Genomic DNA, 12,366 nt, shown 5'->3' on the forward strand with positions numbered 1-12,366 from the left:
ACATTCAAGTATACAAAAAAAATACTATAAATTTATATTAAATAAAAACAATGCATTATATATCAAAAGCGAGTCCGGCCTTCGCACCAAAAATCAGACGCTAAAAGCGTCTTTTTTTATGTCTGGAATCCCTGACATATTAGTATTTTCCCTGCTTTTCAAGCTTCCAATGTATACTCAATTGCATCAAGTTAAAGAAGAACAGAAAAAGAATTTAATGCATTCGATAAGCTTCTCTGTGATCAATGCGCGACCAATAAGAAGTGATCAGGCATAGCTGTCGAGCCCATTAAAGGCATGGATACGTGATATTGCGACACAATTATAACAGTGTGTAATAGCGATTGTGTGCAATGTAACACAGCGAAGCTTAATTAATTAAAACTCTACTTATAATATAACTAGCCAGTTCCTACTATTTAGTTAGTAAATAGTGAAAATCTATTAGTGATTATGAAAAGCTTACTAAAGAGAATAAATTCACTTTTCTTTCTATCATTGTTTAATGTATATCGAATTAAGATAATAAATGTTTATGAAGGAAATATAGATATTATTATTTATCCAAAACATAAAAAATAGTTACATGATTATTCTAATAATAAGTAGTTATCAGATATTCTATTTTTAGTATTTACGTGTATAACATTACGATAATTAACTTTATTTAATAACTAATAGATTAATTTAAGTGAGATTTAATATATTAAGTTGAGTTAAGTATCTCAATATTGATTGTGAGTAAAATGTTTTTTTTGCTACTTGTTTTTAACAAACGAAAGTTTCTTCTCTGAAAGAAGAGATTCAAATAATTAGGTAATAATACTTAATTTATTTGTGTGTGAAAATATAACCATACAATTATGTTGGCGTTCTGTTTTAGATGGGTAAATAAGGACTTAATAATAGAATTTATTAGACAATAATTCTATTGTTGTTTTTTTGATTTAAAAAGTTATCTGGATTAGTAATATTAAATGTAATTATTGATATATATTCATTCCATATTTTTCTCCACTTTTGTTTCAAGATTGTTAATAAAATTAAATATGTGTATTTTTTACGTGTTTTACGTGTAATTTTGATGTTTCTTATTGAATATCAATGACCAAGAATAGTCTTAATTTATGGTAAATAATATTATTTTTAATCACAATGCGAGTATCAATAAATTAATCTTCTGCTCATATGCGGATTATCCTAATTTGCTTTTTAGTTTATTACACTTGTTATTGATCGTTTTTTGATGTTTTTTGATCTTTTATCCCTATATTTCATTAAAAATAATTACTATTTTTTATTTAACCTTAAGTTTTTTTACAAATTGAAAAGAAATATTTCAAGTTATAGTATGTGCGTAACGAAATTTGGTGGAGTAATTAGAAAATATAAATTAATTATTCCATTAATAATATCTAGGTAATTAGATAAAGGTTTTTTAAATATCTTAATCTAATAAAGATAAGCTCTACTATTTTAAAAAATGACGTTAGTCAGATATTAACTTACTTTTGAGGTATACATAATGACATTTAAGAAATTAAGCATCGTTGGCGCTGCAGTTGCATTATCTTTAGCATCTTTCGGTTCTATTGCTGATAATAATGGCGTAGTTAACTTCGTTGGTTCAGTTGTTGATTCTCCATGTAACATCGCTGACGAAAGTTTAAATCAAACAGTTAAATTTGGTGAAATTTCTCGTGTGTTCTTAGAGCAAGGTAATGAAAGAGAAAGAGCATTCACTATTAAATTAGAACAGTGTAACTTCGACAAATTCAAAAAAGATGAAAATGGCGACTGGTTACCTGTTAAAACTATGAAAATCCAATTTGACGGACGTTCATATGCAGATGCAACAAATACACTGTTAGCAACTGACAGAACTAAAGCTAACAACGTTGGTATCGCTATCGATACTTACAAATTTGGTGAAGCTACTGATATCTTAGCTAAAATGCGTAACAAACAAGGTACTAACGTACTTGAGTTCACTGCTTTAGCTAAAGCTGTTGATGCATCTAAAGAAGTTAAAGAAGGCGAATTTTCTGCTATCGCTGACTTCCGTATTTCATACGAATAATGCACCAATATATGTATAGGGGATTTTCCCCTATACATATTTAAATAATGGTAATGAGATGATGAAATTTAATAAAAATAAGTATCTGACTATTTTAAATACGATGGGAGTACTATTTTTTGTATCATCAGTCTCTTTTGCTTTTGATGACGTGGTAAAACCCAAAGTTCTCAAAGGCAATGCATCATTAGTTGGCTCAATTATAGCATCGCCTTGCTCTATTGAAATGGAAGATCGTTATCAATACATCCAATTTGGAGATATATCGTTATCTGCCATTGATAATAAAGTAAAAAGAGAAAATTTAAGAAAGAAATTTTATATAAGATTATCGAGTTGCGTTAGTCAATATAGTGATACAGATAAGAAAGCATTAAATATTCAATTTAATGGATTAGAAGCTAATAATGATTCTATATTTTCGATGTCTGGAAGCTCTAATGGACTAGGTTTTTATATTTTAGATGAAGATGAGAATATAATTACCCCTAATAAGCCTTATTATATTGATCATCTTATATATCATACTAAAGATGCAAAAAGAGAACCTATATTAAATTATCAAATTGAACTTGCTTTTACTAATCAAATAATAGAAGCAGGAAAGCACTCTGCATTTGTGTATTTTTCAATCGATTATAAATAGATAATAAATTTATTTTTTTGATCACATTATCACGGTGAATGAATATGCTAATTTCAAAAAATATGGCAAAAGTAGTTTTATTACTCACAATGTCACCGTGCTTCTATGCTTATTCTGTCGAATTTAATACAGATATTCTTGATGCTTCCGATGCTGCAAATATTGATATCAGCCAATTTAATAGTGCTGGCTATATTATGCCAGGGGATTACCATCTTACTATTTTTAGTAATGGTGAAAGGATCGGCCCTAGTCAAAAAGTCTCTGTTTATCCAATTGAAAAAACAGCATCTTCAGAAAATATATTTAATACTGTCTGTGTGCCTAGTAATAATCTTGAAAAATTAGGATTAACAGAAGAAGCAGAAAAAAAAGTTCTAACACATCATGATGGTCAATGTTTAGATTTATCCCCATTAACCGGGACAAATTTAACATTTGATTTGCCCGCACTCGCGCTTAAATTAACAGTTCCACAAACATGGTTACAATATTCAGATCCTTCATGGGTACCTCCTTCGCGTTGGGAAGAAGGTATTGTAGGTGCATTTATTGATTACACGTTATCACTCAGTGGTGCTAAATATAATTCAGGTTCTAAATCTGTTTATGCATCGATGAATGGTACCAGTGGCTTTAATATGGGCGTTTGGCGTTTTCGTAGTGACTATAGTATGAGTTACCAGAAAGAAAACGGCGGAAATAGCAGTGATAAACATGAATCACATAATTTTGATTTCAATCGTTTCTATGCTTATCGTTCTATTAAAGCGTTGGCTGCGACATTAACTGTTGGTGAAAACTATTTTTATTCACAATTATTTGATGCTTGGCAATACACGGGTATCACCTTAGAAAGTGACGATCGTATGTTACCACCTAAGTTGGTGGGCTATGCGCCAGAAATTGTTGGTGTAGCAAAAACGAATGCAACCATTATTGTTAAAAGCCAAGATCGTATTATTTTAGAAACAACAGTTCCACCTGGACCATTTAGAATTCAGACTTTGGATAGCTCTATCCAAGGGCAATTAGATGTCACTATTCGTGAAGATAATGGTGAAGAGCGTAAGTTTACTATTTCTACAGCAACACTGCCTTACTTAACTCGTCCTGGGCAAATCCGCTATAAATTGGTGGGGGGTAAATCACGTTATGAAGATCATAGATTAACGGGTGATACAGCAATTGGCGGTGAAATTTCCTATGGTGTGAGTAATGCATGGAGCTTATATGGTGGTAGCCAATTATCTCAACACTACCAATCTGTTGCCGTTGGTGTTGGGCGTGACCTTTCTATGTTTGGTGCGCTCTCTTTTGATATCAACCAATCATTTGCCAAATTATCAGAGAGTGATAAACAAGGTCGTTCATATCGTGTGAACTACTCGAAATCATTTGATGAAGTAAAAACCAATATTACCTTTGCTGGTTATCGTTTTACGGATGAAGACTATCGCACCTTAAGCCAAGCTATGGAAGAGCGAAGAACTGGGCAGGATGCTTATTCTCCAAAAGAAAGTTACCAAATTTATTTAAATAAATATTTTGATAATTTCTCATTATCACTTAATTATCAACATAATACTTTCTGGAATAGTCGTTCTCAAACGCAATATGGTATTTATGCAAATACGCGATTCTCTTTATCTAAAGTGAAGATCCGCGATATTAACTTAACACTCTCAGCTTTTCGCTCTCAGCGTGAAGGTGTGAATGATGATACGTTAAGTTTGTATGTATCAGTGCCTTTCGATCAAGGTGGCAACCTGACTTTCTCTGAACAATATACAAAAACAGATGGAAAAGGACGTTACAACCATAACGTGGGCTATAGTGGATATGATGAAGGTTTAAGCTACAGTATGAATGCAGGCTTAACACATGGAAAAGAAGTGGATTCAGAATCTTCATTTAGTGGTTATGTCAGTAAAGATATGAGTCTTGCAAACCTTGCTGCAAGTGCAAGTTATGTACCTAGTCAATATAAAAGTTTAAGCGGAACACTTTCTGGTGGTTTAACAGGAACATCTCATGGCCTTGTGCTTCATCAACCTGCTTATGGGGATACACGCTTACTTATTGAAACTCCGGGAATAGCGGGTGTTCCAATTGAAGGTGAATCAGTAAAAACAAACGCATTTGGATTAGCAGTTATACCAAGTGTTACTAGTTTCCGTAGTTCATCAGCAGCGATTGATGTAAGTGCATTACCGGATAACTATGACGCTATTGATACGATGACAGATGTCACTTTAACAAGAGGTGCAATTGGTTATCGCCAAATGAAAGTAATTAAAGGTTATAAGTTATTTGCCACAGTTAATATGAGTGATGGTAAACACCCACCATTTGGGGCAAGTATTCGTAATAAAGATAATGTGGAATTAGGTATTGTTGGAGACGAAGGTATAGCTTGGGTAGTGGGTGTTGCTGAAAATGAAGAACTGGGCGTCTTCTGGGGAAATGAAAAGCGTTGCACCATTAATTTACCTGAAACCATTGATCCAAAAACACAGATGCTATTAATGCCATGTAAGTGATACTAATAAGGTTAACCGTAAATGAAAAAAGAATTTAATAAAACTGTCATTTCCACTCTTTTTATCTCATTAATGGGGATCTCTAGTGTTGCTCAAAGTGCAGTAACACTAGATAGAACGAGAGTGATTTTTCCTGGAACTGAAAAATCGATTAACATTACTATTCGTAATGATAATCCAACACTTCCTTATTTAGCACAAACGTGGATTGATGATGCTAATGAAAAAAAATTAACAACAGGGCCATTAATTGCGACGCCACCAATCCAGCGTCTAGATCCTAAATCATCAAGTATTGTACAAATTAGTACGACACCTTCTATCGCATCATTACCAAAAGATAGAGAGACTGTTTTTTACTATAACTTACGTGAAGTTCCGCCTAAATCTGAAGAAGCGAATGTTTTACAAATTGCATTACAAAGTAGAGTAAAACTGTTCTATCGTCCTGCAGAAATTCTGTCACAAGCAGACAGCATGTGGTTCCATAATGTGACATTAACACCATCCGCGAAAGGGTATACCGTGAATAACGTGACACCTTTTTATTTAACTGTGATTGGATTGGCTTCAACACAAAAAGCATCTGAAACAGGCGCCTTTAGTGTTGTGATGATCCCACCTAAATCAGATTATGAAGTTGCTGTACCTAAAACAAATGTTCCCTATATGACCATTATTAATGATTATGGCGGAAAACCGACGCTGCAATTTAAGTGTGATCAAGCTAAATGCACAGTAGCAAAAGAAATGTAACATAAGGAATAGAATATGAATTCCCGGAAATTTCGTTATCTAAAAAATAGCTGTTTATCTATGATAATTTTATTATCTGGGAGTTATGCCTATGCCAAAATAATTACTATTGAAACAAAACCTTTATTAAATTCTACTGAGACGATAGAAAGTGCATATAACAATAAAAGCAGTGGCTATATTTATGTCACTGCAAATCTTGTTAGTTCGCCCTGTGAATTCATTGACTACAAAATAAAAACTTATCGTCCAAAAAATAAATTTCTAAGTTATGACGCTTTTTTAATTACAGCGAATTTATCTGAATGTGGTATGGGTAATTCTTTTGCTCCACAGACTGTTAAAAATATGACGGCACCGACACCGATTAATTTATCTTTTATTGAATATGATCGTGTTTTATCAAAGCATAAATTTTCATTACAAAATGGTAAAAATGCATTGCAATTTGAAGCGCGAGAATTAGGTGCTCATAGCTATCTGATGGAGATATATTATGAATAAGTTGATTTATCTACTATTGCCATTATGTAGCCTTTCTACTTATAGCTATGCGGGTGGTTCATTAGATATTTCTTTTATGGGAAATCTAGTTTCTACAGGGTGTAAGCTCCCTGAATCACCTTATAACTTAGAGGTTCAGCTTAATAAAATTAGTAGCAAATATCTTTATGAATATGGCCGTTCTCAACCTGTCGATTTTTCTATACCCATTATTGATTGTTATGTGAGTGATTTAAATAAAACAATTTCAATAAAATTAAATAGCAATACTCTTGTAACAGATAAAGGTATTAGCTATTTAAAAACAGAAGGTGGCTCTAATGTTTTATTAGGTCTACTGGATAATAACGATACAGTCATTAAATTTAATGAAAAAATTGATATGGCTCGTGTTTTGGTGACAGGTCAAAATGAACAAAATTTATTGAATTTTAAGGTTTATGCACGTCCACCTGTCACTGGGGATTTAAAAGAGGGTGCATTTTCATCGACAATTACATTTAATATTGATTATCAATAGGAGGCGATAATGAAAAAAATAATACTAGCGCTAACTATTAGCTTATTATATGTACCTATTTCATCTGCTGAAATTTATATTACAGTTAATGCGACCTTAATTAATCCGGCATGTACAGTGACGGATGCTAAAGGCGCGAAAGAGCTATTTGTTGATTTTCAAAATGTAGATGTTAATGCAATAGTAAAAACACCACCTAAAACCTTTGATGTATTAATTAAAGATTGTAACTTAAATAAAATGATGAACTTATATCTTTCTCCTAAAGATAATGGTTATTTTTCTTATAATGGTACTGATGTATTAGCTACAACAACAGCTCAATTAGGTATTGAATTTTCTGATATTACCAGTGGTAAACGTAAAATTAATGTTCAGCGTTATGAACGTATTACACCGATCCTTAGTAGTAGTAATTCAGGAAAAATTTCACTAAGTACTCAGTTGGTATCAAATCAAGCTGGCTCACAGCTTAAAATGGGACCTTTTACAGCTAATGTCTCGTTATTAGTTGATTATAATTAGAGGTTGATATGAAGAGTTTTTTAATAGTGCTAAATAAAATTTCTTACACTATTTTTGTAACGGGACTATTGTTAACAAACAATGCAGTAGCGGCACCTGCTAAAATATATACAAGCACGGCACAAAGTTCTCAAGATGGATATATTATTGACTTAAGTCGGAATGCGAAAATATCCAATATACCTACTGTTGGTACTGATGGTGTTTATTATTATAAAGTCGGTGAGACTTATGTTATCAGTGATAAGGGATTACGCCCATCAGGACGAGTTAATTGTACGGGGGCTTTTTATCAAGAGGATGCTAGTGTAAAACCGGTTAAGAGAGAAGGTTTTCATAGGATTTTTACTTATATTCCTCGTGCACCGGGTGCTGCAACAATTAATGGATTACCTCTCTATCAATTAAGTTTTAATACTTTTGTGACTATTTATTCAAATAAAGGAATGGTGGATAATTGGATAAATTATAAAGCTAGTATATGCCAAACAGGTAGTGGTACTGCTACTATGAAAAGCTTTGTTTATCAATTTCCATTTGAAGTATCTGTTTATGTAAAAAAGAGAAACCTAGATGGGATCACGGTTATTCCTTCTTCTGAATTTGCGGGATATTCTCGTGCATACAGTACATTCCCATTAGCTCAAACGATGGCTAAGTTGCCACAAATGATGCCAGTATCTAGCGTAACGGCACCTATGCGTTTAATTGGTGGTACTATTATTTCCCCAGCAGAATGTCGAACTGATGTAGGTGGAAGTCTAATTATTAATCACGGTGTATTAAATGCTGAAAAGTATGAAAGCCGAGTTGTTAGACCAATTAATTTCTCTTGTGATCACGTTGTTCCAACCCCCGTTGAATTTGAACTGTTTTATACCAAAGATGGTGATCCTCAACAGCGTTTACCTTTAAAAGTCGATGGCACAAATAGTACTATCTATAGCAAAATTGAAATGATTGATGCTGAGACTGGTCATCGAGGACAGAAATTTACTTCTAGAGTGGGGCAATATAAGCAGATCCAAATAGAAAGTATTTTAAAAGGAACAAATGCTAGTGGGGGTAATTATAGTGGTACAGCCGTATTAATAGCTGCTTATCCTTAATTCTTTCTTATTGATTGAAAAACGCTATTAAAATGAATAGCGTTTTTTTCTTTTAAAGATCGTGGATTATTTAATTATCAAAGACTTTTTAATTAAACTCCAATACAAAGTTTGCAGAGGCACTAAGCTTGCCGGGTTTTACCTCATCACCATAACGATAATATTCAGTTTTTAATGGAACACTATTGATCCCACTGGTTAAATCAGCCAGTTTCACAAACTGATTATTAATTAATACCGTATCATCATTTAGAGGGGCTGAAACCACAAAGCCTACACCTTTGGCATTATTACCGTCACCTTCATTATCTGGTTTTATAATTGTTTTTTGCCCTTCATAACTTGTCGTATTATGTGCCATCAATTTAATTTTAGCGGAAGCATTACCAGTACAATTTATTCTAAGATTATCTTCAGCATATTGATTATCGCGTGGAAAACCAAGGCTAGAAAATGCAGTAATTGGCATTTTAGGGAGATTCATTTCAAGGTTAGTATTTTCTGCACTGCATGATGTGGGAGCGCTGATAATATTTACCGATAAACGGTAACTAAAGCCAACGGCTGTCGTACCACCACCTGAATTAAACCGATTAATTAATATAGAGCCAATATATTGAGTCGTAAAACGCTGTGATTTAGGGTTATCTTTAGTGGCGTAAACAATTACCGTCGCGTCTCTAGTATTAAGCTTGGATGCATTAACGGGGACTTCTTGCCCTGGTTGGCTTCTAAATGCAAGACCAGACTGGTTTTCGATTAGAACATAAGCATAATCATCTAAGCCGACTATAGGGGCATTTCGAACAACGTAATAAGCTGGTCTACCATCAATATCCATATAATACGTTGGCATTACACCACTTGCCTCGCTATATGTTGCATAAGCATAAAACTCAGCACCATCAGGACAATCCGCAACAGCAACATCAGAGCCATCACGTTTAAATGTAAAACGGGCTACTTCTTGATTTTTTTTGACCATTCCTTTTAGTTCAATTGTGCCACCTCTCGCATCCATCGTGCCATGTTTAATACCCCCGTTATTAACACAATTTGGTGCCGCATGGCTGTAAAAAGAGAGAGAAGATAAACTAAGGATAAAAATTAGAAATAATAATTTATTCATCTTATTTTTTAAGTTAGTCATTTTATTTCCTTATTTACACTCAGTATCTAAAATATATAAACCATTAACTGGCGCTTTGTTATTAATGTCATAAATTGCATGACAGATTTTCTGCTCACCGTGAATAGTCCATGAAACTTGAATGTTGCCTTGTGGTTTATTGGCAACAAAATAGAGTTGATGGAAGCTTGCTACTAATTGTGTATCATCATTATCAATCACGGCTTTAGCGCCCATTGGAATGGTACTTTTATCCGGTGTCTGTAATGTTAGTAGGAATTTAAATCCTTTTTTGGCATCAAAATCAGCCAACACTAATGCACCTTTGGTCGGAATAATATTACTAATAATATTGTTCGAGATTTCAGTGTTACTAGGTATTGAATTGGTATTAACGCTAATGCTATTTTTTTGGTAAGGAGACATGCCAGAAACAACCGCTAACCCACTATTATTGGTTTTAATAGATTGACCATTAATCACTTCTACACCAGAGGTATCCTTGGTCAATATTAATGCGTTTGTTTGTTGTAATGAAGGCGTAAATACCGCTCCATATTGTGTTGCTATTAATGCTCCACTAATACCGTAGTTAATATTTTGTTTATCTTCTGTATATGAATATCCTGCATTAACGACAGCGTTTGGTGCTTTATAAGAGCCGTTTAAACCACCACTATAATTAACACCTTTATTGCCATATCCTTGGTAAACATCCCAATTGGCTTGGTTTTTATCACCATAGGTTCCGCTTAGACGTGCGGTTTGTAATACTTGGCTATCATTATTAGTCGAAATACCATAATTAGCCCAAATGTAGTTTTCATTCCATGAGAATGGAATACTAATATTCATACTTAAATCATGACTATTTTTATTCTTATCGTTATAACGACTACCATCATAATAAGTATAATAAACGCTATAGCTAACTTTATTAATTGAGCTATTAATACCTGTATTATAAGAGTGAACAGTTTTTCCATCGACATACTTATAAATAACAGAGTTTAAATTAATTGATGCATTATTAGAAAATAAAGGCTGGTTAATGGAGAATGTATATTCATTTTTTAATCCATTATTAGGATTATATTTTGTATCCTTGTGTTCCATTGCTTGCGTAAAATTAAGAAAGTTGGCATCAAAATGACGATAGCCGACTAATGAAAGTGTTGTATCTGTAACTGATATATTTTTAGAATAATTTACTCTAACGGCATTACCATGTAATGCGTCATTACCATGATTAGTGGAAGATTTTGCGTATAGTAAATCAGAGGTGATTGCACCATAGCTACCTAAATTGAGCCCTGTTCCGATACCAACAGATTGATATTTTTCACCAACAAGCACGCCGCCATAAAGAGTAACGTAGTCAGTTAAACCATAGAAAGCCTCAGTTTGAACAACATAGGCGCCATCACCGCTATTGTTACCGTCATATTTACCGGTTGAAAAGCTATATTTTATTTCACCTTTTCGTTCAAGATTGGCAATAGAAGAAAAGGGGACTATGAAATTTTTTTCAGAGCCATCGGCTTCAGTAACGCTAACATGTAAATCACCACCACTGTTCATCGGATAATAATCAGTGATATTAAAAGGCCCCGCAGGTACGCTGCGTTTATAAATGACTTGACCATTTTGGGTAATAGTCACTATAGATTCTGAATTGGCAATACCAGAAACACTCGGTGCATAAGTTCTATTTTGTGTTGGTGTCATTAATCTATCAGTGACTAATTTAATGCCTCTAAATTTTACTGAATCAAACAGTTGTGAAGAAGAATAAAGATCACCAATCATTAATTCACTATTAATACTGGTGATTGCTCTAGAAATCACATTACTTAGCGTATTCCATTTTTTATCGCCATTCTCATTCTTTGACCAGGTTGAATAGTTATTAAAGCGCCAAGGTCCTAAGTTAACTTGGGTTTGAATATTGCCATAATAACTGTCTGTTGTATTACCATGACTACGGCTATTGAATGAAGATAAGGCATAGTTAACTAATAATGCAGGAATACCTGAATCCCAATTTTTTATTTCATTTTCTTTTAGTCTATCTTCGTTAACATATAACTGTGGTATTGTTAAAATATATTTTTTTCTATTTAGATCAAGATAACCACTGGCATTGTTAATATCGTTGAGATTAATAAAATCATTATTTTTGTTTTTATTAATCACATCATAAGGGAGATCAATACCTGCGTTATACCATTCTTCAGCAGAAAGACGAGGTGCTAATATTTTATTACCATCCTCATCTTCCATCAGAATGAAATCAAATTCACGAGTTAATACGCGATTATCATTCACAAAAAGTGTTACAGTATAACTATCTGGAGCAATATTATTCTCTCTAAAGACATTAAGATCTTCATTGGTAACTTGCTGTGTACTTCCTTCAATATTTAATAGATTAGCTGGATAATAATCGTTTGCAGATATATTAAAAGAAGCGAATAAAACGCCAACAATAAATAAATGGAGTGGCGATTTATTTAAATAATTATCCATTGTCTTTTTCATATTGAATAACGTC

General features: G+C 33.2%; 10 protein-coding genes. 8 read left to right on the plus strand and 2 right to left on the minus strand.

Annotated features, from left to right (window positions below; translation table 11 throughout):
- Nucleotides 1-1,525 precede the first annotated feature (1,525 nt).
- From ABN256_RS13085 to ABN256_RS13120, 8 genes are read left to right on the plus strand one after another with little or no spacing between them, the layout of a single operon-like run.
- Complete coding sequence (locus ABN256_RS13085) at nt 1,526-2,080, plus strand: fimbrial protein (protein WP_072069535.1); 555 nt, start codon at nt 1,526-1,528, stop codon at nt 2,078-2,080.
- A 58-nt stretch (nt 2,081-2,138) separates the two neighbouring features.
- Entirely contained in the window at nt 2,139-2,726 is a 588-nt protein-coding gene (locus ABN256_RS13090) for a fimbrial protein (protein WP_072069534.1), read from the plus strand.
- A gap of 38 nt (nt 2,727-2,764) precedes the next feature.
- Nucleotides 2,765-5,269 carry a fimbria/pilus outer membrane usher protein gene (locus tag ABN256_RS13095; protein WP_419775797.1) on the plus strand — a complete coding sequence of 835 codons (2,505 nt, stop codon included), beginning with the start codon at nt 2,765-2,767 and terminating at the stop codon, nt 5,267-5,269.
- Between the two features lie 21 nt (nt 5,270-5,290).
- Complete coding sequence (locus ABN256_RS13100; protein WP_196554308.1) at nt 5,291-6,025, plus strand: fimbria/pilus periplasmic chaperone; 735 nt, start codon at nt 5,291-5,293, stop codon at nt 6,023-6,025.
- Between the two features lie 15 nt (nt 6,026-6,040).
- A complete protein-coding gene (locus tag ABN256_RS13105) occupies nt 6,041-6,529 on the plus strand; it encodes a hypothetical protein (protein WP_196554309.1) in 489 nt (162 codons plus the stop codon).
- The gene (locus tag ABN256_RS13110; RefSeq protein WP_072069530.1) at nt 6,522-7,049 is read left to right on the plus strand and encodes a fimbrial protein; all 528 of its coding nucleotides are present in this window, start codon (nt 6,522-6,524) and stop codon (nt 7,047-7,049) included. The genes ABN256_RS13105 and ABN256_RS13110 overlap by 8 nt, the downstream gene beginning before the upstream one ends.
- Before the next feature lie 9 nt (nt 7,050-7,058).
- Nucleotides 7,059-7,574: a fimbrial protein gene (locus ABN256_RS13115; protein ID WP_196554310.1), complete on the plus strand. Its 516-nt coding sequence runs from the start codon at nt 7,059-7,061 to the stop codon at nt 7,572-7,574.
- 8 nt (nt 7,575-7,582) lie between these two features.
- Entirely contained in the window at nt 7,583-8,683 is a 1,101-nt protein-coding gene (locus ABN256_RS13120; protein ID WP_196554311.1) for an MrpH family fimbial adhesin, read from the plus strand.
- A gap of 88 nt (nt 8,684-8,771) precedes the next feature.
- Here the strand turns inward: ABN256_RS13120 and ABN256_RS13125 are convergent, their stop codons facing one another.
- Both ABN256_RS13125 and ABN256_RS13130 read right to left on the minus strand, forming a co-directional pair.
- Nucleotides 8,772-9,833: a fimbrial protein gene (locus ABN256_RS13125; protein ID WP_349439532.1), complete on the minus strand. Its 1,062-nt coding sequence runs from the start codon at nt 9,831-9,833 to the stop codon at nt 8,772-8,774.
- A 9-nt stretch (nt 9,834-9,842) separates the two neighbouring features.
- Nucleotides 9,843-12,353: a fimbria/pilus outer membrane usher protein gene (locus ABN256_RS13130; protein WP_349439534.1), complete on the minus strand. Its 2,511-nt coding sequence runs from the start codon at nt 12,351-12,353 to the stop codon at nt 9,843-9,845.
- Between the last annotated feature and the right edge of the window lie 13 nt (nt 12,354-12,366).

Origin of the sequence: Proteus sp. fly-1008 (assembly GCF_040140305.1) — a bacterium.
GTDB classification, from domain to species: Bacteria; Pseudomonadota; Gammaproteobacteria; order Enterobacterales; family Enterobacteriaceae; genus Proteus; species Proteus vulgaris_B.